Origin of the sequence: Paraburkholderia guartelaensis, from assembly GCF_004353905.1 — a bacterium.
Classification (GTDB): Bacteria; Pseudomonadota; Gammaproteobacteria; order Burkholderiales; family Burkholderiaceae; genus Paraburkholderia; species Paraburkholderia guartelaensis.
The window spans coordinates 100715-125904 of sequence record NZ_SMOD01000015.1 but is presented as its reverse complement, the minus strand read 5'-3'; the positions used below and the strand labels follow the sequence as shown (position 1 = coordinate 125904).

Annotated in this window: 24 protein-coding genes; 15 read left to right on the top strand and 9 right to left on the bottom strand. The window is 64.0% G+C overall.

The annotated features are described in order from the left end of the window. Nucleotides 1-48: 48 nt before the first annotated feature. The gene (locus E1N52_RS20930) at nt 49-543 is read right to left on the bottom strand and encodes a type VI secretion protein (protein ID WP_133184635.1); all 495 of its coding nucleotides are present in this window, start codon (nt 541-543) and stop codon (nt 49-51) included. 528 nt (nt 544-1071) lie between these two features. Between E1N52_RS20930 and tssB the strand changes: the two genes are divergently transcribed. The 11 genes from tssB to E1N52_RS20875 all read left to right on the top strand — a co-directional run bounded on the left by tssB (nt 1072) and on the right by E1N52_RS20875 (nt 14644). Then, complete coding sequence (gene tssB, locus E1N52_RS20925; RefSeq protein WP_342777879.1) at nt 1072-1668, top strand: type VI secretion system contractile sheath small subunit; 597 nt, start codon at nt 1072-1074, stop codon at nt 1666-1668. A gap of 21 nt (nt 1669-1689) precedes the next feature. Beyond that, nucleotides 1690-3165 (top strand): type VI secretion system contractile sheath large subunit, encoded by a 1476-nt coding sequence (gene tssC, locus E1N52_RS20920; protein ID WP_133184634.1) that lies wholly within the window; start codon nt 1690-1692, stop codon nt 3163-3165. A 131-nt stretch (nt 3166-3296) separates the two neighbouring features. Then, nucleotides 3297-3803, top strand: coding sequence for an Hcp family type VI secretion system effector (locus tag E1N52_RS20915; protein WP_069267982.1), 507 nt, complete (start codon nt 3297-3299; stop codon nt 3801-3803). Nucleotides 3804-3815: 12 nt separating this feature from the next. Then, entirely contained in the window at nt 3816-4310 is a 495-nt protein-coding gene (gene tssE, locus E1N52_RS20910; protein ID WP_133184633.1) for a type VI secretion system baseplate subunit TssE, read from the top strand. Beyond that, nucleotides 4294-6081: a type VI secretion system baseplate subunit TssF gene (tssF, locus tag E1N52_RS20905; protein WP_133184632.1), complete on the top strand. Its 1788-nt coding sequence runs from the start codon at nt 4294-4296 to the stop codon at nt 6079-6081. Before tssE ends, tssF begins: the two co-directional genes overlap by 17 nt. Beyond that, nucleotides 6045-7175, top strand: coding sequence for a type VI secretion system baseplate subunit TssG (gene tssG / locus E1N52_RS20900; protein WP_133184631.1), 1131 nt, complete (start codon nt 6045-6047; stop codon nt 7173-7175). The genes tssF and tssG overlap by 37 nt, the downstream gene beginning before the upstream one ends. Continuing rightward, the gene (gene tssH, locus E1N52_RS20895; protein ID WP_133184630.1) at nt 7172-9826 is read left to right on the top strand and encodes a type VI secretion system ATPase TssH; all 2655 of its coding nucleotides are present in this window, start codon (nt 7172-7174) and stop codon (nt 9824-9826) included. Before tssG ends, tssH begins: the two co-directional genes overlap by 4 nt. Before the next feature lie 37 nt (nt 9827-9863). Next, the gene (locus tag E1N52_RS20890; protein ID WP_133184629.1) at nt 9864-11852 is read left to right on the top strand and encodes a type VI secretion system Vgr family protein; all 1989 of its coding nucleotides are present in this window, start codon (nt 9864-9866) and stop codon (nt 11850-11852) included. Between the two features lie 7 nt (nt 11853-11859). Beyond that, nucleotides 11860-12405 carry a toxin-antitoxin system YwqK family antitoxin gene (locus tag E1N52_RS20885; RefSeq protein WP_133184628.1) on the top strand — a complete coding sequence of 182 codons (546 nt, stop codon included), beginning with the start codon at nt 11860-11862 and terminating at the stop codon, nt 12403-12405. A gap of 33 nt (nt 12406-12438) precedes the next feature. Further along, complete coding sequence (locus E1N52_RS20880) at nt 12439-12834, top strand: DUF4280 domain-containing protein (protein ID WP_133184627.1); 396 nt, start codon at nt 12439-12441, stop codon at nt 12832-12834. 226 nt (nt 12835-13060) lie between these two features. Beyond that, a complete protein-coding gene (locus E1N52_RS20875; protein WP_425468101.1) occupies nt 13061-14644 on the top strand; it encodes an alpha/beta hydrolase family protein in 1584 nt (527 codons plus the stop codon). A gap of 195 nt (nt 14645-14839) precedes the next feature. Here E1N52_RS20875 and E1N52_RS20870 read toward each other — a convergent pair whose 3' ends face one another. After that, nucleotides 14840-16378: a Bd3614 family nucleic acid deaminase gene (locus E1N52_RS20870; protein ID WP_133184625.1), complete on the bottom strand. Its 1539-nt coding sequence runs from the start codon at nt 16376-16378 to the stop codon at nt 14840-14842. A gap of 325 nt (nt 16379-16703) precedes the next feature. Here E1N52_RS20870 and E1N52_RS20865 point away from each other — a divergent pair, with 325 nt between their 5' ends. The 3 genes from E1N52_RS20865 to E1N52_RS20855 all read left to right on the top strand — a co-directional run bounded on the left by E1N52_RS20865 (nt 16704) and on the right by E1N52_RS20855 (nt 18238). Further along, nucleotides 16704-17120 (top strand): hypothetical protein, encoded by a 417-nt coding sequence (locus E1N52_RS20865; RefSeq protein ID WP_133184624.1) that lies wholly within the window; start codon nt 16704-16706, stop codon nt 17118-17120. Next, nucleotides 17117-17674 carry a MerR family transcriptional regulator gene (locus tag E1N52_RS20860; protein WP_133184623.1) on the top strand — a complete coding sequence of 186 codons (558 nt, stop codon included), beginning with the start codon at nt 17117-17119 and terminating at the stop codon, nt 17672-17674. The genes E1N52_RS20865 and E1N52_RS20860 overlap by 4 nt, the downstream gene beginning before the upstream one ends. Before the next feature lie 144 nt (nt 17675-17818). After that, nucleotides 17819-18238 (top strand): ester cyclase, encoded by a 420-nt coding sequence (locus E1N52_RS20855; protein ID WP_133184622.1) that lies wholly within the window; start codon nt 17819-17821, stop codon nt 18236-18238. A gap of 70 nt (nt 18239-18308) precedes the next feature. Here E1N52_RS20855 and E1N52_RS20850 read toward each other — a convergent pair whose 3' ends face one another. Continuing rightward, entirely contained in the window at nt 18309-19580 is a 1272-nt protein-coding gene (locus E1N52_RS20850) for an NAD(P)/FAD-dependent oxidoreductase (protein WP_133184621.1), read from the bottom strand. A 184-nt stretch (nt 19581-19764) separates the two neighbouring features. Between E1N52_RS20850 and E1N52_RS20845 the strand changes: the two genes are divergently transcribed. Further along, nucleotides 19765-20502, top strand: coding sequence for a class I SAM-dependent methyltransferase (locus E1N52_RS20845; protein ID WP_133184620.1), 738 nt, complete (start codon nt 19765-19767; stop codon nt 20500-20502). A 41-nt stretch (nt 20503-20543) separates the two neighbouring features. Here the strand turns inward: E1N52_RS20845 and E1N52_RS20840 are convergent, their stop codons facing one another. Genes E1N52_RS20840 through E1N52_RS20815 form a run of 6 tightly spaced genes read right to left on the bottom strand, consistent with a single transcriptional unit; the run spans nt 20544 to nt 25185 of the window. Beyond that, nucleotides 20544-20984 (bottom strand): YbjQ family protein, encoded by a 441-nt coding sequence (locus E1N52_RS20840; RefSeq protein WP_133184619.1) that lies wholly within the window; start codon nt 20982-20984, stop codon nt 20544-20546. A gap of 17 nt (nt 20985-21001) precedes the next feature. Beyond that, the gene (locus tag E1N52_RS20835) at nt 21002-21457 is read right to left on the bottom strand and encodes a signal peptidase (RefSeq protein WP_133184618.1); all 456 of its coding nucleotides are present in this window, start codon (nt 21455-21457) and stop codon (nt 21002-21004) included. 35 nt (nt 21458-21492) lie between these two features. Beyond that, nucleotides 21493-22737: a beta-ketoacyl synthase N-terminal-like domain-containing protein gene (locus tag E1N52_RS20830; RefSeq protein WP_133184617.1), complete on the bottom strand. Its 1245-nt coding sequence runs from the start codon at nt 22735-22737 to the stop codon at nt 21493-21495. Between the two features lie 2 nt (nt 22738-22739). Further along, nucleotides 22740-23966 (bottom strand): beta-ketoacyl-ACP synthase, encoded by a 1227-nt coding sequence (locus E1N52_RS20825; protein ID WP_133184616.1) that lies wholly within the window; start codon nt 23964-23966, stop codon nt 22740-22742. Further along, the gene (locus E1N52_RS20820) at nt 23966-24691 is read right to left on the bottom strand and encodes a 3-ketoacyl-ACP reductase FabG2 (RefSeq protein ID WP_133184615.1); all 726 of its coding nucleotides are present in this window, start codon (nt 24689-24691) and stop codon (nt 23966-23968) included. The genes E1N52_RS20825 and E1N52_RS20820 overlap by 1 nt, the downstream gene beginning before the upstream one ends. Next, nucleotides 24688-25185, bottom strand: a complete 498-nt coding sequence (locus tag E1N52_RS20815; protein ID WP_133184614.1) for a hotdog family protein — start codon at nt 25183-25185, stop codon at nt 24688-24690. The genes E1N52_RS20820 and E1N52_RS20815 overlap by 4 nt, the downstream gene beginning before the upstream one ends. Nucleotides 25186-25190 lie beyond the last annotated feature (5 nt).

Genomic DNA, 25190 nt, shown 5'->3' with positions numbered 1-25190 from the left:
CTGTGTGACACCGTCGTGTGACACAGTGGCGTCACACAGCATCATTGCTCAATGCGCGGCCTGCACGCTCAGATCCTGGTCGCCGAGCAGCAGCAGCGCGTGAGCGGGCCCCGCGTCGAGCCTCACACGGTGCGCGCCCGGTGTCTGGTAGTCAGCAAACACCACCACGCCTGCGCCCCGCTTGCCGCCGAACGGAAACGGCGCCGCCGCGATCTGCTGGCCCGGCACGACTTCGAACGACACGACCGTGATGTCCTCGGGGTGATCGCGGCGCCATTGATCGCGCTGCGCGAACCACTTCGCCGAAGGTAGGCCGAGCAATGCGTCGAGCAGTTGCTGATTGCGCACGAGCACGGCGTCCACGGCAATGGGCGTGTCCTGATTCGCTTGAGTGGAAACGGCAATGGCCAGGGTATCTACCTGTACCTTGGGCAGCGATGAACACCCCGCGAGCACCTGCGCAAGCGCGAACGCCAGCACGGCTGCACGCCAGCCGTACGGCATCGCGGCGCGCGACGCGCCGGCGAATAACGTGGTGATCACTGCGCAATCCCCATTGTGTGCGTCGCCTCTTGTCCGCGATGCCTCCTGCCCGCGCGCAGGAGAATTCATGCTAGTTCGTATTTCTAATCAAGACGCATGTTCCGCTGCGCAAGCAGTTTCGCGCGTAGTCTACAAGCGCCCCACGCGACATTGCAATAACGATTTTTTAATCGATCAATTCAAAAACAATTCGTAAATAAACTTGAAAGGAAATTGGCCTATGCGCCGTAAATATACTTTGAATTTCCCCGTTTACTGTCCTAAAGTCGTGACCGTCTATCTTCACGACTCGCGCGATGACGGACAAGGTGAAGCAGCACGCAGCGCGACCGCTTAACGCCGTGAATGCTCTCGTCTGACGAATCCGGGGCATGCTTTAGTTGTGTTTTTTCTGAAGGACCGGGAATGCACCTGGCAATCGTTTAATTACGTTTTGCGGGACATTGTCGTCTTAAAGAAAACGCATCATCAATAAGGCAGATCGACGACAAACGCGCATCTCCTCCCGTTACACAATGCAATAGAAGAATGACCGCCACCGAGGTGACCATGGCCGACAGTACCCAGCACTGGTTCGAACGGAACCGACCGCCGCGTGTCCAGATCACGTACGACGTCGAAACGGGCAATGCCATCGAAAAGCGTGAACTGCCGCTCGTCGTGGGCATTCTTGCCGACCTGTCCGGCAAGCCTGTCGAGCCGTTGCCGAAGATGACGGAGCGCCGTTTCGTCGACATCGACCGGGACAATTTCAACGACGTGATGAAGTCGATCGGGCCGCGCGTGACGCTACAGGTCGACAACACGCTCGCCGCCGACGGCAGCAAGATCAACGTCGAACTGAAGTTCGAGCATATCGACGACTTCGATCCTGTGAGCATCGTCCAGCAGATCGGCCCGCTCAAACAGCTCTACGACGCGCGGCTGCGCCTGCGCGACCTCCTCACCAAGCTCGACGGCAACGACGAACTGGACAAGCTGCTCCAGGAAGTGGTGCATGACCCGAAGGGATTGAGCGAAATCCGTTCGGCGCACCCGCAGGACACGCCGACTGCGCAGCTGCCGCCGCCCACGGGCGACGCCGCTGCACCCGCCAGCCCTTCGAGTGACACGCCGGCCAGCTAAGCCCAACGCGAGGAGACGATCATGTCAGACATTCAGGCCGCCGCGAACGCGCAGGCGGGTACGGTCACGCTGCTCGACCGCATCGTGCACGAAGGACGCATGGCGCAATACGAGGAGCAGCAGCAGCATGCTCGCGAGCTGCTCGCCGAGTTCGCGCTGCAGGTGCTCGACAAGAACATGACCATCAGCCGCGATACGGTGGCGATGATCAACGATCACATCCGCAAGATCGACGAACTGATCAGCGAGCAGCTCAACGAGGTCCTGCACCACCCCGACATGCAGGCGCTGGAGTCCTCGTGGCGCGGGCTGCATTTTTTGGTGAAGGGCTCCGAAACGGGCACGCGCCTGAAACTGCGCCTCCTGAACGCGTCGAAGAAAGACCTGCAGAACGATCTCGAGAAGGCCATCGACGTCGACACGAGCGCGCTCTTCAAGAAGATCTACGAAGAGGAATACGGCACGTTCGGCGGTTTTCCGTTTAGCGTGCTGGTGGGCGACTACTACTTTACGCGCCAGACGCCTGACGTGAGCCTGCTCGAAAAACTCGCTTCCGTGGCCGCTGCCGCGCACGCGCCGTTTATTTCGGCGGCGCACCCGCAGCTATTCGACATGTCGAGCTTCACGGAGCTGGGCGTGCCGCGCGATCTCTCCAAAGTCTTCGAGACCATCGACATGGCTCGCTGGCGCGAATTCCGCAAGAGCGAAGACTCGCGCTATGTCGCGCTCACGCTCCCGCACATTCTGATGCGGCGTCCTTATCATCCGGACAGCAATCCGGTGGAGGGCATGAACTTCTTCGAGGATGTGGACGGCACCGACCACTCGAAGTATCTGTGGGGCAACTCCGCCTTCGCCCTCGCGCAACGGATTACCAACGCGTTCGCGCAGTACAGCTGGTGCGCCGCGATTCGCGGCGTGGAAGGCGGCGGCGCGGTCGAGCGCTTGCCGGACCATATCTTCCAGACGGCTTCCGGCGACAAGGCGATGAAGTGCCCAACGGAAGTGGCGATCACCGACCGCCGTGAAAAGGAGCTCGACTCGCTCGGCTTCATTGCGCTCGTGCACAAGAAGAACGAAGGGCTCGCGGTGTTCTTCGGCGGCCAGACCGCCTGCAAGCCGGCGCTCTACAACACGCCCGAGGCCACAGCGAACGCGCGCATTTCGGCCATGCTGCCGTATATCCTCGCGGCGTCACGCTTTGCCCACTACATCAAGGCGATCATGCGCGACAAGGTCGGCAGCTTCATGACGCGCGATAACGTGCGCGCCTATCTCAACACGTGGATTGCCGACTACGTGCTCGTGAACGACAACGCGCCGCAGGAAATCAAGGCCCAGTATCCGCTGCGCGAGGCGCGCGTGGACGTGACAGATGTGCCGGGCAAACCCGGCGCATACCGCGCGACGGTGTTCCTGAGGCCGCACTTCCAGCTCGAGGAACTCACTGCCTCGATCCGGCTCGTGGCGACGCTGCCTCCGCCGGCGGCCGCCTGATCCACCCGCAAAAAAGCGATTCGATGAAGAGACGACGGCCAGGCGGCGCATGAGCGCCCCTGGTCCCTGAACGCGCCTGGCGCCGCGCATGCGGCCCGCGCGGTTCTTTACTGCTTCGGGAGCAGCAAACCATGGATTCGATCATTCTCGACCTCGGCAGCGACATCAAAGGCGAGTGCACGCTGGAAGGCTATACCGACAAGATCGAGTTGATGTCGTACAGCCACAACGTGGCGATGCAGGTCACCAACGACGTCAGCAACTCGGAGCGCACGTCGGGCAAGCCCCATCTCGGCGAATTCACCGTGACGAAGTTCGTCGACGTCGCCACGCCCACGCTCAACGAATATTGCTGCTCCGGCAAGGCCATCGCGAGCGCGACCATCGTAGTGGGCCGCAACGCCGCCGAAAGCGACGGCAAGATCATGCCGTTCATCACCTATACGCTGAACAATGTCGTGCTGAGCAACGTGAGCGTGTCGGGCGGCGCGGGTGGCAAGCCCGTGGAAACGCTCTCGCTGAACTTCACGAAGATCAAGTGGGAACTCACCGCGCAGAAGGACGACGCCACCAAGGAAGGCACAGCGGCCACGACGTGGGACCTGGCCGCGAACAAGGTCGTGAAGGCAGCAGCCTAGCGCGCACCGCCTGTGGCGAACGTCCGCGCCTTCATCGCCATCGCGCCCATGCCGCTCTTCGAGCGGCTGGCCGACGACGCGCCTTTCGACGCGCATGAGTCAGTCGACGAGCTCGCCGCGCGCACGCTGGACGCGGCCGGCTTGCGCGCGTCGGTGCGCTCCGAGTTGCTGCGCCTTCTCAACACGCGCCGCGGCACGCCACGCCTGCCGCGCGCGCCGGACGTCCTGCTTTACGGCCTGCCCGACTGGAGCGGCCAAAGCGCGGCGCGCGCGGAAGACCGGGCGGTGATCGAGCGCGAAGTGGCCGAGGCGATCCGCGCGTTCGAGCCGCGCCTTCGCGACCCGCGCGTGAAAATCGAAGCGGACGCCGCCGCGCCATGGCGGCTGTGCCTGCGCATTCGGGGAATGCTGCGCGGCAGCGACGGCGTGGAGCACGTCGTCACCTACGTCGCCGGGCAGGACGGCGAAACGCAGTCCATCGGGATCGTCGATGAACGACTCGCTTGATGCGCAACTGCTCGACTACTACCAGCGCGAGCTGACTTATCTGCGCCGCGCGAGCGAAGGCTTTGCGCAGCGTTATCCGAAGATCGCCCGGCGGCTCGAACTCGGCCCCGGCGAGAGCGCCGATCCGAACGTCGAACGCCTCATCGAAAGCTTCGCGGTGCTAACCGCTCGCATCCAGCGCACGCTCGACGACGAATACACCACGCTCACGGACGGCCTTCTCGAACAGTTCTATCCCTACGCGTCGCGGCCCGTGCCTTCCATGACGATCGTGCAGTTCGAGCCGGACCCCACGCAAGGCAGCATCGCCGCGGGGTATCGCGTGCCGCGCGACACGCCCCTCATGCACGTGGACGCGAGCGGCGCGACGATCCACTGGCGCACGTGCAGCGACGTCACGCTCTGGCCGATCACCCTCGCCGCGGCCCAGTTGCTCGACGCCGAGGAGGCCCAGGCGCTCACCGGCAATGCGTCGCTGCAATCGGCGTTGCGTCTCACGCTGCAGGGGATCGGGCCGCACAAGCTGGGCGCGCTGCCGATCGAACGCTTGCGCGTGCGCCTCACGGGGTCGCCCGTCACCTCCGCCGCGCTCTATGATCTGCTCGGCGCGCACAGCGCGGCCACCTGGCTGCAGATGCCCGACGGTGCGCTGTGCGCGCAACGCGGCCTGCCTTCCCCGGTTGGCTTCGACGAAGAAAACGCGCTGCTGCCGCTCGAAGACGGCGCGCATCCGGCCTGCCGACTGCTCGTCGAGTACTTCGCATTTCCCGAGAAGTTCGCGTTCTTCGATCTGCCGTTCAAGCCGCCTGCCGATGCGCTCGATAGCCTCGATCTCGTGATCGGCTTCACGGCCGCCCCGCGCGGGCGCTTCACGTTGCACACGCAGGATATCCAGCTCGGCTGCGCGAGCGCGCTCAATCTGTTCGCGCGCACCTCCGAACCATTGCGGCCCGACGGCACGGCGCGCGAAATGCGCGTGAGCCCCGACGCGCATCGTGAATCGAGCACCGAGATCTACGCCGTGCGCAACGTGCGTGCCGTAGCGGGCCGCACGGTCACGGACGTGCCACCCTGGTACGGCTCGATGCACGGCGCGGATTCGGCTGTGTACTGGTACGCGCGGCGCGTGAGCGGGCTGCATCCGTCGCGTCCCGGCAGCGACGTCATGCTCACATTCGTCGACACGCGCTTCAATCCTTCCGCGCCCGCGGCGCGCACGCTAACTGCGGACCTGCTGTGCACCAATCGTCATCTGGCTCACCGGCTCGCACCGGGCGCCGCGCTGTCGTTCGAAGTGCCGGGCCCCGTGGCGAGCGTGCGCATTGCGCACCGGCCCACGCCGCAGATCGTGGCCGCGCTCGACGGCACGTCGCGCTGGCGTCTCGTGTCGCAGCTCGTCCTCAATCACACGTCGATCGTGGAAGGCCCGCAGGCGCTGCAGTCGCTGCGTGAAATGCTCATGCTCCACAATCTCGGCGCGCATGCCCCCTCGCAGCGCCAGATCGCGGGGCTCGTGGCCGTGTCGAGCGAACCCATCGTCGCGCATGTCGGTACGGACCGTTGGCGCGGCTGGCGCAACGGACTCGGCGTGCGGATCGAACTCGACGAAGCGAGTTTCGTGGGCGCGAGCACCGTGCTCTTTTCCGGTGTGCTCGCGCAATTTTTCTCGCTCTATGCGAGCGTCAACCGTTTCGTACAGACCTCGCTCGTGCGCGACGGTCGGGAGATCCGCACATGGCGGCCGACGATGGGCAGCCCGCTCGTTCTCTGACGCAGCGGCTGTTCGACGAACCGCACGCGTTCGAATTCACGCAGGCCGTGCGCCTGCTCGAGTTGTTGCAGCCGCATGCGCAGCCGCTCGGCACCGGGCTCGACCCCAGCCAGGAAGCGCTCGCGCTGAGCGGCAATCTGTCTCCCGCGTTTCCGGCGAGCGCGCTCGGGCCTTTGCGGCGCGGCTTGCCACGCTCGCTCGCTTTTGCGCCTCAGCCGGGCGAAGAAGCATACAGCCAATCCGGAAATGCGGGAACGCCCCAGCTCCAGGTCAACGCGTTCGCGCTGGGCGGCCCGAACGGTCCCCTGCCGGGCGCATGGCAGGAATGGCTGCAGGACCGTCTGCGCCGCAAGGACCGCTCGGCAGCGGCGTTTCTCGACATCTTCCAGCACCGGCTGCTTGCGCTGCTCTATCGTGCGCAGCGCAAGTACCGCAGCGCCGAGCCGCTGCCCGCCACGTCGCAGCGCTCAGCCGATGTCGTGCTGCGCGCGCTGACGGGCAACGCCTCGCTGAACTCACGCGCCGCGTACGATCGCGCGGCGCAGGAAGCCGCAACACCGCCCGAGCCGCTTGACATACGTGCTGTGCTGGCGCGCACGGGCCTCTTCGCGAACCGTCGGCGTTCGCTCGCGGGTTTCGACGTCATGGTGCTCCATCATTTCCGCGTACACGTGCGCTCTACGCCGTTTGCGGGCGGCTGGCGCACGCTGCCCCCGGCGAGCCGCACGGCGATCGGCTCCGGCGGGCGCAACCGGCGGCTCGGCCAGGACGCCGTTGCGGGCACGCGGATCTGGGACGAGCACCAGGGCATACGCGTGCGGCTCGGGCCGCTACGGCGTGAGCAGTACGAAGCCTTCCTGCCGGGCGCGCCTGCCCACGAAGCACTGCATTCGCTGGCCGGCGAGTGGTTCGGCGCCGAACTCAAGGTGCATCTCGAACTGCAGCTCTCCGCGGGCGAATTGCCACGCGCGCGCCTCTCGCGGCAAGCGCCGCTGAGGCTAGGCTGGACCGCCTGGGCCGGCGCGGCGGAAGCAGCGCCCGCGCGCCTCACACGCCTTGCGCCCGATGACAATCAGGGGCGTACCGGGCCGTGACGCTCGATCTCAAGACGCTCGTTGCGCGCCTCGAGCGCGAGCCGCGCGAAGCCCTCGAACGCGCCGCGCAGCAATGCCTGCGCGAAACACATTTCGTGGTCGAAATCGAGCACTGGCTGCTCACGCTCGCCGAGCCCGAGGGCGGCGATTTCGCGTGCGTGCTGCCGCACTTCGGCGTGGACCGCGCCGCGCTCAGCGCCGAAATCCGCATGGCGATCGCGCGCTTCAAGCGCGGCAACACGGGCATGCCGTCGTTCTCGCCCGACCTGCTCGTGTGGCTCCAGGACGCGCTCGTGCAATCCACCGTCGTGCTCCAGCAGCCGCGCGTACGCGCGGCGACGCTGCTTATCGCCCTGCTCGAAAACGACGCGCTGCGCGCACGCGCCGTGCATGGCGCACCGACGCTGCTTCGCGTGGCGAGCGCCGCGCTGCGCGCCAATTTCAGTGTCTGGCTCGCGCCCATCGAAGCGTCCGCGCCGCTCGCGTCGACATCGCCAATCGCACCGCTCGAAGCGGCCATGGACGACAACGCGGGCGTTCCCGCGCTGACCGGTGCCCTGGAGCCCGCGGCGCCATCGCCCGCCCTGCTCGACCAGTACACGCTCGACCTCACCGCCGAAGCACGGGCCGGACGCATCGACCCGATCATCGGACGCAATGCGGAGATTCGCCAGACGCTCGACATCCTGTTGCGGCGGCGACAGAACAACCCCTTGCTCGTGGGCGCGCCGGGCGTGGGCAAAACGGCCGTGGTCGAAGGACTCGCGCTGCGCATCGCGGCGGGCGACGTGCCGCCGCCGCTTGCCGAGGTCTCGCTGCGCATGCTCGACCTCGCGCTGCTGCAGGCGGGTGCTGGCTTGAAAGGCGAGTTCGAGCGGCGCCTGCGCGCGGTGATCGACGAAGCGCGGCACTCGCCGCGGCCCGTGGTGCTCTTCATCGACGAGGCCCATACGATGATCGGCGCGGGCGGCGCGGAAGGCGGCAGCGACGCCGCCAACCTGCTCAAGCCCGCCCTTGCGCGCGGCGAGCTGCGCACGATCGCGGCCACGACGTGGCTCGAATACAAGAAGTACTTCGAGCGCGACCCCGCGCTCGCGCGGCGCTTCCAGCTCGTGCAGATCGAAGCCCCCGACGAGCCCACGGCCATCGCCATGCTGCGCGCGCTGGCGCAAAAGTTCGAGGCACATCACAACGTGACGATCCTCGACGCGGCCATCGTCGATGCAGTGAAACTCTCGCACCGGTACATCTCCGCGCGCCAGTTGCCCGACAAGGCGATCGCCGTGCTCGACACCGCTTGCGCGCGCGTGGCCCTCGCGCAGCACGACACGCCGCCGCAACTCGAAGCCGCCAGGCACCGGCAGCGCGCGCTCGACGACGAACTGCTGCGCCTGCGCACAGAAACGGTGCTCGGCGCGAACCACACGCAGCGCCTCGCCACGCTCGAAGCCGAACATGCGCACAACGCCACGCTCGTCGAGACGCTGGAAATGCGCTGGCGTGACGAGGCCGCTACGGTGCGCGAGATTCTCGCGGTACGCGCGCGCCTGGCTGCCCTCGACGCAACGCCTCGCGACGCATCCAACGACGGTGCGCAAGAACCGCCAGACAGCGCGGACGCGAACGAGAACAACGAAGCCGCCGACCCGCGCGAAGACCTCGCCGCCGAACTGGCGCGCCTCGAAAGCGGCCTCGAAGCGATACGCGACGACGACCCCATGGTGCCGGTTTGCGTGGACTCGAAAACCATCGCCTCTGTGATTGCGAGCTGGACCGGCATTCCCGTGGGCAAGATGCTCGCTGACGAAGCCCACGCCGTGCGCACGCTCAAGGGCCGTCTCGCGCAGCGCATCGTGGGCCAGGACGTCGCGCTCAACCGCATCGCCATGCGCATCCAGGCCTGGCGCGCGGGACTCGCCGATCCGTTGCGCCCGGTAGGCGTATTTCTGCTCGTGGGGCCAACGGGGGTCGGCAAGACGGAGACGGCCTACGCCCTTGCGGATGCACTCTATGGCGGAGAGCGCAACCTCATCGTGATCGACCTCGCCGCGTATCAGGAAGCGCACGCCGTCTCGCAGCTACGCGGCGCGCCGCCGGGCTATGTGGGCTATGCGAGCGGCGGCCAGCTCACTGAGGCCGTGCGCAGGCGCCCTTATAGCGTCGTCCTGCTCGACGAGATCGAAAAAGCGCATGTCGACGTGCTAGAAGCGTTCTACAACGTCTTCGACAAGGGCGTCATGGAAGACGGCACCGGGCTCGTGGTGGATTTTCGCAACACCGTGATCCTCGCCACCAGCAACGTGGGCGCCGAATTGCTGCTCAATACGCCCGCCGCAACGCTCGCCACAGACGCCTTCCAGCGGCGGTTGCACGAAGAGCTGCTGCACGCGTTTCGCCCGGCGTTCCTTGCGCGCATGACCGCCGTGCCTTATGCGGCGCTCGACGACACGGTGCTGCGCGCCATCATCGAAAAGAAGCTCGAACAACTGCGCATGCGCTACCGCGACGCCACGGGCAAACAGTTCGCTTTCGACAGCAGGATCATCGACGCCGTGCTCGCGCGCTGCCGCGCCGCGGGCGGTGCGCGCGAGATCGACAACGTGCTCATGAACGAGCTGGTCGGCACGCTCGCGCAGTGGGCGCTCGAATGACGATGCACACCACCTGCCACGAAACACTATCCTCGCGATGAACCGCCCCATCTCCGCCGACACCGATGCGCGCATCAGCCTCACCGGCAGCGCGTTCAGCACCCTCTTTCCCGCCAGCTTCGAGGCGCGCGAGGCGCTGGACGCTCCCACCACGCTGACGCTGCACGCTCACGGCGGATTGCCGCCACCCGCGCCCTCGGGCATGACGGGTAACCATGCAACGCTCTCGCTCGCGTGGGGCCAGTCGCCCAGGCTGATCGACGCCGTTTGCACGCGCGCCGCGCAGTTGCCCTCGACGATAGACGCCAGCCACTTCACCCTGGAACTGCGTTCATGGTTGTGGTTGCTCACGCTCTCGCGAAACAACCGCATATTTCAGGGCAAAAACGCGCAAGAGATCATCCAGGCCATATTCGGGGGGCACAGCTTGACGGACTACTCCTTCTCGCTCACGGGCACGGCCGCTACGCGCGAATGGTGCGTGCAGTACGCGGAGACCGACTTCGCGTTCGTGAGCCGCCTTTGCGAAGAGGAAGGCTGGTTCTATTTCTTCCGCCACGATACGGGCAGCCATACGCTCGTCATTGCCGACAGCAACGACGCCTTCACGCCTTTGCCCGGCGACGCAACACTGCACTACACAGGCGGCACGAGCGGCGCGCGCGAATCGACGCAGATCGTCCATTGCGAAGTCATCGAAGAGACGGCTACCGGGCTCTTCTCGCACACCGACTACGCGTGGGGAACGCCGACCGCGCAACTCTACTCGCAGGCACAGGCGGCATCGAACGGACATAGCGTGTACGAGTATCCGGGGCGCTACGCCACCAGCAGCGATGGCTCCACGCTCTCCAAACACCGTGTGGACGCGCTGCGTGCGCCCACACGGATCCTGATTGCCGAAAGCGATTGCCGCGCACTCGCGCCTGGCTGCCGCTTTACGCTGGCAGATCACGAATCCAGCGACGCCAATATCGAATGGGTTGTACGCAGTGTGACCCACGAAGCCGATCACAACCGCTATCGCAACCGCTTCGAAGCGTTCCCGTTCGCGACGACCTGGCGGCCCGCGCGAACGACGCCGCGCCCCTTCATGCCGACGCAGACCGCGACGGTGGTGGGCAAAAGCGGCGAGGAATTGTGGACCGATCAGTACGGCCGCGTGAAGGTTCAGTTTCACTGGGACCGCGACGGCCAGAACGACGAACAGAGTTCGTGCTGGATTCGCGTGGCGCAGCCCTGGGCGAGCAAGCGCTTTGGCATGCAGTTCATGCCGCGCGTGGGCGACGAAGTCGTGGTGACTTTCATCAACGGTGACCCGGACCGGCCGCTCATCACCGGAAGCGTGTATAACGGCGCGAACCTGCCGCCTTATACGCTGCCCGACAACCAGACGCAATCCGGCATCAAGACGAATACTTCGAAAGGCGGCAACGGTTTCAACGAATTGCGTTTCGAAGACAAGCAGGACAGCGAGGAAATCTTCCTGCAGGCGCAAAAGGACCTGAACGCGAAGGTGATCAACGACGCCACGTGGACCATCGACCACAACGAAACGAGCACGATCAAGAATGACCGCGCCCATACGATCAAGGAAGGCAACGATACGCTGACGGTCGAGCAGGGCAACCGCACCACGACGGTGAAGACCGGCGACGAAACCGTCGACATCAAGGGCGCACGCACCGTAAAAGCCGGCGGCAACGAGACGCGGACGGTGGGCGGCAATCTCGATCAGACGGTGACGGGGAACATGACGCTCACCGTAGACGGCAACCTCACCATCAAGGTGAGCGGCACGCTAACGCTGCAAAGCACGGGCAACCTCACGGCGAAGAGCGATGCGTCGCTGACGAACCAGGCCGCAGTGTCGCTCACGAATCAGGCCGGGACGTCGCTGACCAACAAGTCGGACGGCACGCTTTCGAACGAAGCGCAGAGCGTGACGAACAAGGGCGCCGTGCAGCAGACGGTGGATGGAGGCGGCATGCTGGTGGTCAAGGGCGGCATTGTGAAGATCAACTGAGGCGAGCATGGAGACGATCCAGCCGGTCACGATAGAACGCGACGACACGCGCATTGAAGGCGCGACGCTCGGCGGCGCGCTACACGGCCCCGTGCGGATCGAGACGGAAGGACGCCCCGTCGCGATGATTCGTTATGCGAATGGTGTGCTCAGCGGCCCGGCTACCTACTTCTATCCTGAGGGCAATCCCTCCGCGCAGGTGCAGTATGCGAACGGAAAGCTCGACGGCAAGGCGCTTTTCTACCACCCCGATGGCAAGATCCAGCGCGAGGCGCACTACGCGCACGGCGTGCTGCACGGCGTTTCGCGCACCTGGCTGGCCGACGGTACGCTGCTCGAAGAAGCGCATTACCGCAACGGCAAGCTGCATGGTGTCTTGCAGCGCTTCCATCCAAATGGTTGTCTCGCGCTGCGGCAACCGTTCAACGCCGGAAAGCCGCTCGAAGCGGCGAAACGTTATACCGACGACAACCGCCCGCTAGCGGCGGACGGCAAACCGCTGCCGCGCTGGAAGCAATGGTGGCAGTCGCTCGCTAATCCGTCTTCGGCCTGATTCTGGCGCAGGCAAGGCATAAGGAGGTACATCATGACCAGTCCGCAAGTCTGCGCCGGCGCCACATTGCAATGCTCGTTTGGCGGCGCGCCGGGCACGCTGAACGTTCTCCCCGTCAATCGCGTGCTAGTGAGCGGCGTGCCCGCCGCGACGATTGCGGATTCGATTCCCATCGCCAATATCACGCCGTTCGCCCTCTGCCAAAGCCCGGCGAACCCCACGGTGATCGCCGCGACTGCCGCGGCGCTGGGCGTGTTTACGCCGATGCCCTGCGTTCCGGCTACGCCGTCGCCGTGGATTCCCGGCGGCGCGCCCACTGTGACGCTGGGTGCGATGCCGACGTTGGATGCTCAGGCTACGCTCGTTTGTATTTGGGGTGGCGTGATCAAGGTGGTGCAGCCGGGGCAGGTAACTACGCTTGTTCCGTAGCCTTCGCTACTTTCTGAAATGCAGAAACGAATATCGTGGAGCTTGCAGATGTTTAATTACATAAGCTCACAACACGCTGGTAAGCGTCAGTGTGATTTATTCATCAAGCACTTCACTGGAAAATTGTTCCCACAACCAGTAGCAAATGCCGAATTCGTTTACCTATACTCGTTTGACTCTGCAAGGCAGCCCCATTTTCCGAACACCAACAAAAACGGAGCGTGAAATGCGAGGAGCGATGCTTAAGACGGGTTGGGTACTTTTGACTTTCCTTTTGTCGAGTGCCAGTGTTGTCGTGCAGGCCGCCTCGACATGCAGCGGATTGAGTTGCTTCTTCCGCGGTCAACTGGTCGAGCAGAGAACGAGCCTGCGCCTGAGCGCAAGCGACTTCACGAAACTGCTGAACACGAACGCAACAGGTCAGCAATTGCTGCAAGTTGCCGGCACGCCCCGCTGCGATATCGAAATCAAGTACTTCCGCTACCTCACGATAGGCGGCGCGGGCGAGCCCACGATGTCGAGCGCCGCGCTGATGATTCCCGGCGGCGGCGCCTCGTGCACCGGTCCGCGCCCCCTCATGCTGTACGCGCACGGCACCACGACCTACCGCAACTACAACATCGCGGACATTACGCAAACGGACCCGGCCAACGGTGACGGCGCGGGCGAAGGCATTGCGGTGGCGGCAATCTATGCAGCGCAAGGTTATCTCGTCGTGGCAAGCAACTATGCCGGCTACTCGGGCTCCCCCTTGCCATATCACCCCTATCTGAACGGCGACCAGCAATCCGCCGACATGATCGACTCGTTGCGCGCGGCCCGCTTCGCCATGGCCCTACCCGATCCGGCAAACAAGACGCGTGAGAACGGCAAGCTGTTCGTCACCGGCTATTCGCAGGGCGGCTACGTGGCGCTCGCCACACACCGCGCACTGCAGGCGGCCGGCATCAACGTCACCGCTTCCGCGCCGGGCTCGGGTCCCTATGCGCTGGGCGCCATGGCCGATGCCCTCGTCCAGGGCGAGGTCGACCTCGGCTCGACGATCTTCACGGTGCTGGTGACCACGAGCTACCAGCACGCTTACGGCAATATCTATCGCAAGCCGGGCGACTTTTTCGAGGCGGCCTATGCCCCTGGGATAGAGAACCTGCTGCCGAGCGTCACGTCAATGGACACGTTATTCGCCAAAGGCAAACTGCCCTCCACGCAGCTCTTTAGCAGCACGCCGCCTGCGCCGCAGTTCGCTTCGTTGACGCCGCCTCTCGCGCCGCCCCTGGCGCCTGCTGAATTGACGCCGCTCTTCGCGATGGGATTCGGCACCGCGAGTCTCGTGCGCAATGCCTATCGCCTGAGCATGCTCGAAGACGCCATCGCCAATCCCGATGGCGCCTTCCCCACGCCGACCGCCGCGATGGCCCCCGCTGCCAGCCCGGCGCAGCCGCTGCGCCAGGCGTTCAGGCGCAACGATCTGCGCAACTGGGTGCCGCGCTCGCCCGTGCTGCTATGCGGCGGCCACCTCGACCCGATGGTGTTCTTTTTCAATGCGGCGATCGAGCAGGCCTACTGGAAGAACGCCAACGTCGCGCCGGGCCTGACGAGCGTGCTCGACGTCGATTCGGCGCCGGGCGCGAACGATCCGTTTGCCGCGGTGAAAGCTGGCTTCGCTCAGGCCAAGGCGGCAGTCGCCGCGCAGGCGGTTCAGGGTGGAGCAACGGATGGCGGCCTTTCCGCCGTGCTTCAGGTCTACCACGCCGACATCGTCGCGCCGTTCTGCATGGTCGCGGCGCGCGGCTTCTTCGGCAATTTTTAGTTTGCTGCTGCGATCAAGCCCGCATGTGAGCATGGCGGTCACGTTTGCCACTCTTTGACTGACACGCCATGCTTCGAGAAGCTTACGCAAGCCCTCCGGGCGTTCGAGCGCGATGTCGTGCCGGGGCAGGAGTACCGAGAAGACTTCGAACTGGCTCGGATGGCGAGCAGCGCGTTTCTGACGATGACAACCGCTTCATTTAATCAAACCACCGACCTTGATTTTCTTGATCAACGCAATCCCACGCTGAAGAATTGCTGTTTCGCCCTCATCACCCACCCTGGCATCCAGAAGTTCCTGCAGACTGTCCAGGTTGTACTTGAACAATTGCTTCGGCGCTGGATTGTTTCGCAGGAAGGTGGTGACCCCTTTGCGGCGCGGGCCATCCTCTGCGTGATGCGCTTCCAGCCAATCACCGGCGGTCGGCATGCGTCCCAACTGAGCCTGGGTACTACTCATCCATCTGGCAAACGCAAAGGGGCGCATGACATCGTCAGGCGCAATTCCGCGGCTGCCGGGATGCGGGTTGGGCACTTCGGCCAGTGAAGGAAAACGCTTTGGGACGTTTTCTGGCGACATGGAGTTCGCGTATTTACGCAGCTCTGGAATCTCGATGATCGGCTTTTGAACAATGGGCAACACGGCAGTCAATCTTTGGATCGAGCCATTTTTCTTGCGATCTAATGCACTTTTCTGAATGCGAGGGTCCATATGCCCGACCACGACCGGCACATTGGTTCCGACCGTCGTAATCAGCCCCGCGCACATATGGCAGGGCGCCAAGGTGGAATAGATGCGCACGCCATCCGGCAATTTGCTGGCGTTGTTCTTGGCCAGATACGCAAGCACCATGCTGGTTTCCGCATGGAAGCAGCCGTTCAGGCGATTGATATTCACGCCCCATCCCAGAATAATATCGGTGTTGCTCACCATAATGGCAGCCACATTATGTCCCTGCTGCAGCGCGGTCCGGCTATCCGGCAATGCCGCCCCAGCCAGTGCATAGGCAACCTTCATCCACAAACTGTCTTTCTTGCTTGGCTCGGTCACGCACGTGCCAGTTTGAACCGGCACGCAATCAATCATCCGCGCGAGCATGCTTTTCTCATTCACGTCGCTAACTCGTGAATTATAGACATATCGGCATCTCTTGATTTGATCATAGATGTCGTACGCACCCCTCGTCAGGTCAACTTTTGGAGAATTGAATAAATTAATCCATTTTCTTAATGCGTCAGAAGAGGTTGGAAATGTCTCCAGCCTTGCTTTCTCGTCCCACCATTTTGGCAAGTTGATTCGTTGAGAAATCTGGAAATCACCGTCACCGCCTAATGCAAATGAATCAGTAATACCATCGTCCGTCGGGCGTACGAATTTTGCGTTGAATCCGTCCAGATAAACGATGCTGCGAACGTTTCGCTGCCAACCCAGCCCCAAACACATCTCAGTCGGCACATAGGTTGTGTAGATATCGCAACCGGAAGAGCGGTCGAAATTGTGCAACAAATTGACGATGGCTTTTTCATGCGCTTGATTGCCAACAACGCCGATCGCTATTACTTGATTATTCGATACGAGAAGGGCTACATCCTTTCCACCTTCGTTTTCTTTATCGCGCAACGCCATTGCCAGAAAGAAGTAGTGAATATTCATCTCGATCCTCTTCCAGTGGCCAGTTTTTCCCCGTCTGCGGCGCACGCCGGGAATTATCGCTGCGTCAGAAGTGTAGACCATGAACTGCTTGTACCCAAGGTCCAGGAACGCCTGGTTGCAGACGGTGCGAAATATCCATGTGGGAATTCGACGATATCCAATTCGGATAGTCACGCGGCCGAAAAGCAACCGGGAAGCGTGGACGAATTCGGGTGAGTGTTTGGCTATTCAAGGTGTACTTTATGCCTCTCACATACATTCGTCCCCTTACGAACTCACGGCATCCAGGCAGGAATCGGAGTGCGATCGTTCGTTACAACAAATCCCCCAACACCTCCGCTTGACCCGACTACCGTAGTCACCTTCACGATCGACACCATGTTCGACAAACATGGCATCGATCCAGATGGAAACGACCCGCGATCTCACCGACGACGCCTTCCTCGAAGCCTTTCTCGCCTGCCGGTTGCCACCGGGCGCATTCAATCATCGCAATCATCTGCGCGTGGCGTGGATACACCTGCAGCGCTTCCCTCTCGACGAAGCGATCGAGCGCACCTGTGCCGGTATCGCGCAATACGCCGCGCATCTCGGTGCGCCGGGCCAATACCACCGTACAATCACGGAAACGCTGATCCGGCTCATGGCGCATGCGGGCGCATCGGATCCATTGCGCTCGTTCGATGAGTTCCTCGCGCGCGCACCGGCTTTCTCCGGCGATTGCCGCGCGCTTGTCGCCGCGTACTATTCTTCCGATCAGCTGAACCGGCCGGAAGCGCGCGTGTTCTTTCTCTCACCCGATAGACTTCCCTTGCCGTCATGACACGTCTCACTCTAGGGCGACTGGCACGCGAGTCGGGACTCTCGCGTTCCTCGCTCCTGCACTACGAAGCGCTGGGCTTGCTCGTGCCGGTCGCACGCAGCACCGCGGGATACCGCCTGTACGACGAGACACAACAAGAACGCCTGCGTGCGATTTGCGCCTACCGGGCCGCCGGGCTGCCATTGGCCGCAATACGCGACGTACTTGCGAGCGAGGGCAATGCAGCCGCACAGATCCTCGAAACGCATTTGATGGGATTGACGGCGGAAATCGCGCGTCTCAAACAACGTCAGAACGCGATTGCCACGTTGCTCGCGCAACCATCCTTTCGTCGGCGGGGAAAGAAGCGTGGCAAAGACGCGTGGGTTGCGATGCTGCGTAGCGCCGGCTTCGACGATGCGGAGATGGACCGGTGGCATGCAGAGTTCGAGGCAGAAAACCCCGACTCGCATGCAGCGTTTCTGGCGTCGCTCGGGCTGACGCCCAAAGAGGTGAATGCCATCCGCCGGCGCGCGAAGCTCACAGGCAACACAGCCATCAGCCACGTAGCCTGATGAAGGTCATTGACCGTCAAACCTGGAAATGTGCGCCACCGCACGTTCTCGCGCGACTCTGACGCACATCGTCGTGCTTGCCCGTCTACTCTGCAGCAACCGGCTTTCACTTCCCAATTTGGCCAACCAGGAGCCATTCATTCCATGCACGAAACAAGCGATATGGTTCGCGCGTTCATCGAGGAAGTCCTGAATCAAGGGCAGATCGACGCCGCAGAGCGGTTTTTCTGGGAAGACATGGTCGAGCAGGTGCCGTTCCCCGGCCAGGGTCCCGGTGTCGAGGGCCTCAAGGATGTCGTACGTGCAATGCGAGCGGCGTTCCCGGACATGCATTGGCGCGTCGAGGAACAACTCACAGAAGGCGACCGCGTGCTGACCCGCTTCGAATGGACGGGCACGCACAGGGGAGCGTTCCTCGGCGTAGACGCGACGGGGCGCTCCGTCAAGGTCTGGGGCATGGTCATCGACCGCTTTCAGGACGGCAGGATCAAGGAAACCCGCCTCATCATGGACACGCTCGGGTTGATGATCCAGCTAGGCGCGGTTCACCCACCGGGCCAGTAAAACCGCGAAAGCCGGGTTGGTCCTGCGACCCTCCGCAGGCGCCAACCCGACAAGCGCCCCTCTTCGCCCGTTACAACGACAGCTTGCACGCCTCATGCAGCGACGTGAGTCTGCGCACGGGCTCCGCTACATAAGGGTTGCTCTCGTCCCACGCGTAGCCCGCCAACACCGAGCTAATCATCCGACGGATCAAGGGCGTCTGGCGCGGGTAGTAAATGATGTCCTGCAGTTCGCCCGTGTACCAGCGCTCGACGAACGCGCGGAACGTGTCGATCCCCTTGCGCAGCGGCACGTCGTATTCGGCCTGCCAGTCCACGGCCGCGCCGTCGAGCAACCGCTCGAGCACCTTCACGGCCAGGTGCGCCGAACGCAGCGCGATGGTGACGCCCGAAGAAAACACCGGATCGAGAAACTCGCCCGCGTTGCCGAGCAGCGCGAAGCCCGGGCCATGCAATCGTTCGACGTTGGCCGCATAGCCGCCGATCTGGTTCACGGGCATGAGAAACGGCGCGTCGCCGATCAGGCGGTTCAGTGTCGGCTCCTCGCGAATGAGCGCGCGCAGCCGCGCCTCGCGTTCCGCTTGCGGCACGTCGAGGAAAGCGGCATCGGCAACACAGCCCACCGACGAGCGGCCGCCCGCGAGCGGGATCATCCAGAACCACACATCGCGATGCTCGGGGTGCGTCGCGATGCAAATCTTGTTGCGATCGAAGGCGTCAAGCGGCAGCCCGTCGCGCACGTGGCTGAAGATCGCGGCACGCGTCGGCATACCGGTGGGCGCCTCCAGATTCAGGAGGCGCGGCAGCACGCGGCCAAAACCGCTCGCGTCGAGCACGAAACGCGCGTGCACTTCATAGCGCGCCTCGTTTTCGTCGATCACCTCCAGCACCGGCGCGTCGCCCGTGCGCATGCCCGTCACCGTGTGGCCAAAGCGCACTTCGGCGCCCTGCTTCGCAGCGCAGCCGATCAACAGATCGTCGAACTTCGCGCGCTCGACCTGGTAGGTCGTGCCCCAGCCCTCTGAGTGTTTGTCGCGGAAGTCGTACGACGATACCTCGTCGCGCCACACGAAATGCGCGCCATTCTTGTACTGAAAGCCGGCCTCCACCACCGCCTGCAGCATGCCGGCCTCTTCCAGGTACGCCATGCTTTGCGGCAAGAGGCTCTCGCCAATCGAAAAGCGCGGGAAATGCTGGCGCTCCAGCACGAGCACCGAGCGTCCGGCCTTGCGCAATAGGGCCGCAGCGACTGCGCCCGAGGGACCCGCGCCGATGATCGCCACGTCGACGACTTCGCGTCGCGTGGACGGGGTCGTAACTGCTTCTCCAATGCTCTTTTCCATAGTCCTTTCCCTTCTCTGCGTCCTGACGCGCTCTGTTACGTCCTGTCACGTCCTGTTACGACTGTATGCCCAATGCAAGCGCACTGCGCTGCGCGAAACCGTGATTCTGACACCCCTCGCTGCGCCCTTGCATTTACAATGCCCATTCGCGTCCACGACCGCATTCGCAACGGGTAAAAAAAATATGTCGGTTTCCGAATCAAATTACGTGCCGTTCGTCCCGGAAACGGCCTTCGGCATCTGGTTTCTCCGCACCCACACGTGGGAGCACCATGTGCTGCGCGTGGCGATCAACGACCTCAAGCGCCTCGTCGACATGCCTTTGCCCGACGCGCCCGAAATCGTCGATGTCGGCTGCGGTCAAGGCAAGTCGTTCCGCCTGCTGGCCGAGGCTTTCCGCCCGCGCCGCATCGTCGGGATCGACTATCACGAGGCGTCGCTCGAACTGGCGGCGCGTGCGGCACGCACGTGCCAGGACAAATTGCAGACGCAAACCGCGTTCGAACTGCTGCACGGCGACTGCGCGAACCTGCCGCTGCCCACGGCCAGCGCGGACATCGTCTTCTGTCACCAGACTTTCCATCATCTAGTCGAGCAGGAACGCGCGCTCGCGGAGTTCCACCGCGTGCTCAAGCCGGGCGGCGTGCTGTTGTTCGCCGAATCCACCGAGGCCTATATCCGCTCGTGGGTCATCCGCCTGCTGTTCCGCCATCCGATGCACGTGCAGAAGAGCGCCAACGGCTACCTCGAAATGATCCGCACGGCGGGTTTCCGCTTTTCGGAGCGCAATGTTTCGCTGCCCTATCTGTGGTGGAGCCGTGCCGCCGATTTCGGTCTCTTCGAGCGGCTCGGCCTGCATCATCCCAAGCCTGGGAAGCGGCGCGAAACCCTGGTCAACGTCGCCGCCGTGAAGGCGGCATGAAGGCGGCGTGAGCCGGGTCGCCCGCCGCCTCCTGCTGCGGGCTACTTGCCGCCCTTGAGCGTCACCACATCGCCGACGAGCGCCACGCCGGCGATCATTGCGCCCGCGCCACACGTGAATTCCGTGGCGCTCTCGCGCAGTTCGTTCTTGTAGTTGCTCTTGATGTTGATGACCGCGTTGCCGCCTTCCTTGCGCGCGCGTTCCTGCAGCTCCTGCACGGCCGAAAGGAACACGTGCTGGCAGGCCGCTTCGTCGCTCTTGCCAACCGCGTTCGTCTTCTTGTTCGTGGAGAACTGGCCCAGCGTCTTCTTCACCGCCGGATGCGGCTGGCCCGCAAAGTACAGCGCAATGTCGTCGCTCACCTTGCCGGGCTCGCTCTGGAGCGCCACATCCACGGAATAGGTGTCGACGGTATTGCGTGCGTACGCTTGCGACGTCGCAAAGGCCGCGCACAGCGCGGCGAACATCCACAGTTTCTTCATTGCTTTTCTCCGTTGGTTCAATTCGCTTGCAGCACCACGAGGTCGCCTGTGACGGCAATGGCCGCCGCACTCTGGCTCACGCCGCAGGTGTATTCGGTGGCCGACCCGGTTTCGCTGCCGTGAAAGCGCGTGGTCACGTTGATGACGGCGTTGGCGCCTTTGTTGTGGGCGTCCGAGCGCAGCTTGTCGAGTGCGATGGCGAGCACCTTGTTGCAGCTGGCCTCGGCGCCGTCGGTCGCGCGGGCGATGCGCAGGGAATGCGAGGCGTCACCCACGTGGCGCACCACTTCCGGATGCGGCTGCGCGCCGAAATACACGGCAATTTTTGCAGCCGGGTCCGCGCTCGATGCGGCTTTCGCCGTCGAGAGGGACGCGACGGGCTGGATCGGCAGCGTGAGGCGCTCCGATCCGCAAGCGGCCAACGTCAGGCTGACGATCGCGGCCGTGCTCAGCGTGAGGTAAGTCTTTTTCATTGGAATCCTCATTATTTTCAGGGTTGCCCGAAACTTCAGACTGCATTCCAGGCGCGAAACACCAGGCTGGCGCAACTGCCGCCGAACCCGAATGAAACCGACATCGCCGTATCGATGCGCGCATCGCGCGTTTCACGCACGAGCGGCATGCCGGCGGCAGCCGCATCGAGCGCCTCGATGCCCACGGCACCCGCAATCCGGCGATCGCGCATCATCAGCAAGGTGTAGATGGCTTCGTGCGCACCGCATGCGCCAAGCGGATGGCCGCTGAGCGCCTTCGTCGAGGAGAACGCGGGCACTTCGTTGCCAAACACGGCGCGCAGCGCGAGCAGCTCCTCGATATCGCCCGAGGGCGTCGAAGGCGCGTGGGTGTTGATGTAGTCCGGGCGGCAGCCGGCCTCGGCGAGCGCCTCCCGCATTGCGCGCGCAATGCCGCCCGCCTGCGGTGCGACCATATGCGCGCCGTCGGTGCCCTGGCCGTAACCGGTCAGCTCCGCGTAGATGCGCGCGTTGCGCGCTTGCGCATGCGCGAGCGATTCGAGCACGAGGATGCCTGCGCCCGAGCCGATCACAAAGCCGTCGCGCTGCGCGTCATAGGGCCTCGACGCCCGCTCCGGCGTGTCGTTGAAACCGCGCGAAAGCGCACCCATCGCGTCGAACATCAGCGTCATGTTGTCGTGCAAGCCTTCGGCGCCGCCCGCGAGCACGATGTCCTGGCGGCCCGTCTGGATCAGTTGCATGGCCTGGCCGATCGCGAGCGCGGACGTCGTGCAGGCCGACGAGGGCGAGTACGTCACGCCCTCCATTCCGAACACGTGCGCAAGATTCGCCGATGTCGTGCTGCTCATCGCCTGCGGCACCGTATAGGGCGGCACGCGGTCGATACCGCGCGTGTTCGCGCTTTCCATGGCCACGTCGTACGCCGACATCGTGCCGACGCCCGACCCCACCACCGCGCCGGCCCGAGGGCTGTGCAGCGCGTGCGCGTCGAGCTGCGCATCGGCGATGGCGCTGCGCGCGGCGTGGCAGGCAAAGCGCGCGGTGTCGCCCATGAACCGTTCGGCCTTGCGCCCGAACGGCGCTTCGTCCTCCACGGAAGCCACCGCCGCCACCTGGCTTGCAAAGCCGCGCTCGCGCCACGCCGGAACGCGCGTGATGCCGCCGCGTCCATCGCGCAGGCGCGAGGAAACGCCGTCGAGCGTATTGCCGAGGCACGAGACGATGCCCATGCCCGTCACGACGACGCGCCGCAAGCCGCTCGCTGATAACGATGTCTGCATGCTCAATGCGCGCGCCGGAAGATCAGCGAGGTGTTCACGCCGCCAAACGCGAAGTTGTTGCTCATCACGTATTCGGCGTCTATCGTGCGCGGTTCGCCCTGGATGTAGTCGAGCGGCGCGCAGGCCGGATCGACCTGGGTCAGGTTGAGCGTGGGCGCGTACCAGTTGCGCTTCATCATCTCGATCGTCCACCAGGCCTCTATCGCGCCACAGGCGCCGAGCGTATGGCCGACATAGCTCTTGAGCGAACTGATCGGCATGCGCGCGCCGAAAGTCTCCGCCGTAGCCTGGCTTTCGGCCACGTCGCCACGATCCGTGGAGGTGCCGTGCGCATTCACATACGCGATCGCTTCCGGGGCCAACTGCGCGTCGGCGAGCGCCTGACGCATGGCGACCGCCATCGTCGCCGCAGTGGGCTGCGTGATATGGGCGCCGTCCGAATTGCAGCCGAAGCCCACCACTTCCGCATGAATGCGCGCGCCGCGCGCCACGGCATGCTCGTATTCCTCGAGCACGAGCGTAGCCGCGCCCTCGCCCACCACGAGGCCGTCACGCGCAGCATCGAACGGACGCGGCGTGAGCTGCGGCTCGTCATTTCGCGTGCTCGTGGCGTAGAGCATGTCGAACACGGCCACGCTGGGCCCCGAGAGTTCCTCGGCGCCACCGGCGAGCATCAGCGTCTGCTTGCCGTTCGCGATCATCTCGTACGCGTAGCCGATTGCCTGGCTGCCGGAAGCACACGCGCACGACGTCGGCACGATGCGCCCCTTGAGATCCCAAAAGAGGCTCACGTTCACGGCCGTGGTGTGCGGCATCATCTGCACGTAGCTGTTCGACGTCACGTCGCTCATCGAACCCGTTTCGAGCATCTTGCCGAACGCGCGCACCGGCTCGACCGAACCGGCCGATGACCCGTACGCCACGCCCATGCGGCCGTCCTTGATCGACGGGTCATCGAGCAGGCCCGCGTCCGCCAGCGCGTGCTCGCTCGCGCGCACCGCGTAGAGCGAGACCGGCCCCATCGAACGCGTTTTCTTGCGCGGGTAATAGTCAGGCGTATTGAACGCCGGCAGCGGGCATGCGAGGCGCGTATGCAGCGACTCGATATAGTCCCAATCGTGCACGCGCTTGACGGCGTTGACGCCGCGCTTGAGCGCGGCTTCGACCTGCTCCCACTGATCGCCGAGCGCGGTCACGCCGCCCATGCCGGTAATGACGACGCGCTTCATCAGACCATCCCACCGTTGACGCCGATGACCTGACGCGTGACATAGGAAGCCGCGTCGGACATCAAAAAGCTGACCACGGCCGCGACTTCGGCGGGCTGCCCCACGCGATTCATCGGCACGGCCTTGAGCGCATGTTCGAGCGGTACGTCGTCGAGCATGCCCGTGTCGACGAGCCCAGGCGCGACGCTGTTGACCGTGATGTTGCGCGTGGCCAGTTCCACCGCGAGCGCTTTCGTCGCGCCAATCAGCCCGGCCTTGGCGGCGCTGTAATTGACCTGCCCGCGATTGCCCGTCACGCCCGACACCGAGGCGACCGTCACGATCCGGCCGCCCTTGCGCGCACGCACCATCGGCATGACGAGCGGATGGACGACGTTGTAGAACGCGTCGAGGCCCGTTTCGAGCACGATGTCCCAGTCTTCGTCGGTCAGTGCGGGGAACGCGGCGTCGCGCGTCACGCCCGCGCAGCAGACGATGCCGTAATACGCGCCGTGCGCCGCCACGTCTTCCTCGAGCGCCGCGCGGCAGGCGGCGCGGTCACGCACGTCGAACTGCAGCACGCTGGCCGTGCCGCCCTGTGCGACGATGCCCGCCGTGACGGCATCTGCTTCGTTGCGGCCCGTGCGGCAATGGACGGTAACGGCAAAGCCGTCCGCGGCGAGATGATAGGCGATCGCGCGACCAATGCCGCGGCTCGCGCCGGTGACGAGAACACGCCGGCTCATGATCTGGAATTCTCCTCGATAAAAGTCTGGAAATCGCGCGGCTGATACACCTTGACGGTGGCTTCAGCCAATAGTTTGCCATCCTGATTGATGGTGCAGCCGTATGCGCCGTGGCCTTCTTCGCTGCGCAGCAGTTCGCTAACCGTAATGCTGAGCGGCGCGCCCTTCGCGAACGCAGCTTGCACCGCCTCATAGCGGCGCGTGCCGAGCAGCACGCCTGGGCGCGCGGGCTTGCCTTCGCGCATCGACAACAGGCCTACGTGGGCCGCGATCGCCTGCGCCATCAACTCGATGCCGATCCACGCAGGCATCGCGCCCTGCTCGTCGGCGTACCACGCATCGGCGCGCACGCTGGCAAGCGCCGTGAGCGATTCGTCGCTGCATGCGGCGACCGAGTCGAGCAGCAGCATCGTGCCGCGGTGCGGAATGATCGCTTCGATAGGTGGAAATGCGAGCGGGAACGCGTCTGTCGATGGTGAAAGAACGGAATTCATGGCCT

Excerpts from the sequence above, each read along its gene's own strand:
- tssB (WP_342777879.1), top strand. The coding sequence starts at position 1,072 with ATGACCGCCACCGAGGTGACCATGGCCGACAGTACCCAGCACTGGTTC.
- tssC (WP_133184634.1), top strand. The coding sequence starts at position 1,690 with ATGTCAGACATTCAGGCCGCCGCGAACGCGCAGGCGGGTACGGTCACG.
- E1N52_RS20915 (WP_069267982.1), top strand. The coding sequence starts at position 3,297 with ATGGATTCGATCATTCTCGACCTCGGCAGCGACATCAAAGGCGAGTGC.
- tssF (WP_133184632.1), top strand. The coding sequence starts at position 4,294 with ATGAACGACTCGCTTGATGCGCAACTGCTCGACTACTACCAGCGCGAG.
- tssG (WP_133184631.1), top strand. The coding sequence starts at position 6,045 with ATGGCGGCCGACGATGGGCAGCCCGCTCGTTCTCTGACGCAGCGGCTG.
- E1N52_RS20890 (WP_133184629.1), top strand. The coding sequence starts at position 9,864 with ATGAACCGCCCCATCTCCGCCGACACCGATGCGCGCATCAGCCTCACC.
- E1N52_RS20885 (WP_133184628.1), top strand. The coding sequence starts at position 11,860 with ATGGAGACGATCCAGCCGGTCACGATAGAACGCGACGACACGCGCATT.
- E1N52_RS20880 (WP_133184627.1), top strand. The coding sequence starts at position 12,439 with ATGACCAGTCCGCAAGTCTGCGCCGGCGCCACATTGCAATGCTCGTTT.
- E1N52_RS20875 (WP_425468101.1), top strand. The coding sequence starts at position 13,061 with ATGCGAGGAGCGATGCTTAAGACGGGTTGGGTACTTTTGACTTTCCTT.
- E1N52_RS20870 (WP_133184625.1), bottom strand. The coding sequence starts at position 16,378 with ATGGTCTACACTTCTGACGCAGCGATAATTCCCGGCGTGCGCCGCAGA.
- E1N52_RS20865 (WP_133184624.1), top strand. The coding sequence starts at position 16,704 with ATGGAAACGACCCGCGATCTCACCGACGACGCCTTCCTCGAAGCCTTT.
- E1N52_RS20860 (WP_133184623.1), top strand. The coding sequence starts at position 17,117 with ATGACACGTCTCACTCTAGGGCGACTGGCACGCGAGTCGGGACTCTCG.
- E1N52_RS20855 (WP_133184622.1), top strand. The coding sequence starts at position 17,819 with ATGCACGAAACAAGCGATATGGTTCGCGCGTTCATCGAGGAAGTCCTG.
- E1N52_RS20850 (WP_133184621.1), bottom strand. The coding sequence starts at position 19,580 with ATGGAAAAGAGCATTGGAGAAGCAGTTACGACCCCGTCCACGCGACGC.
- E1N52_RS20845 (WP_133184620.1), top strand. The coding sequence starts at position 19,765 with ATGTCGGTTTCCGAATCAAATTACGTGCCGTTCGTCCCGGAAACGGCC.
- E1N52_RS20840 (WP_133184619.1), bottom strand. The coding sequence starts at position 20,984 with ATGAAGAAACTGTGGATGTTCGCCGCGCTGTGCGCGGCCTTTGCGACG.
- E1N52_RS20835 (WP_133184618.1), bottom strand. The coding sequence starts at position 21,457 with ATGAAAAAGACTTACCTCACGCTGAGCACGGCCGCGATCGTCAGCCTG.
- E1N52_RS20830 (WP_133184617.1), bottom strand. The coding sequence starts at position 22,737 with ATGCAGACATCGTTATCAGCGAGCGGCTTGCGGCGCGTCGTCGTGACG.
- E1N52_RS20825 (WP_133184616.1), bottom strand. The coding sequence starts at position 23,966 with ATGAAGCGCGTCGTCATTACCGGCATGGGCGGCGTGACCGCGCTCGGC.
- E1N52_RS20820 (WP_133184615.1), bottom strand. The coding sequence starts at position 24,691 with ATGAGCCGGCGTGTTCTCGTCACCGGCGCGAGCCGCGGCATTGGTCGC.
- E1N52_RS20815 (WP_133184614.1), bottom strand. The coding sequence starts at position 25,185 with ATGAATTCCGTTCTTTCACCATCGACAGACGCGTTCCCGCTCGCATTT.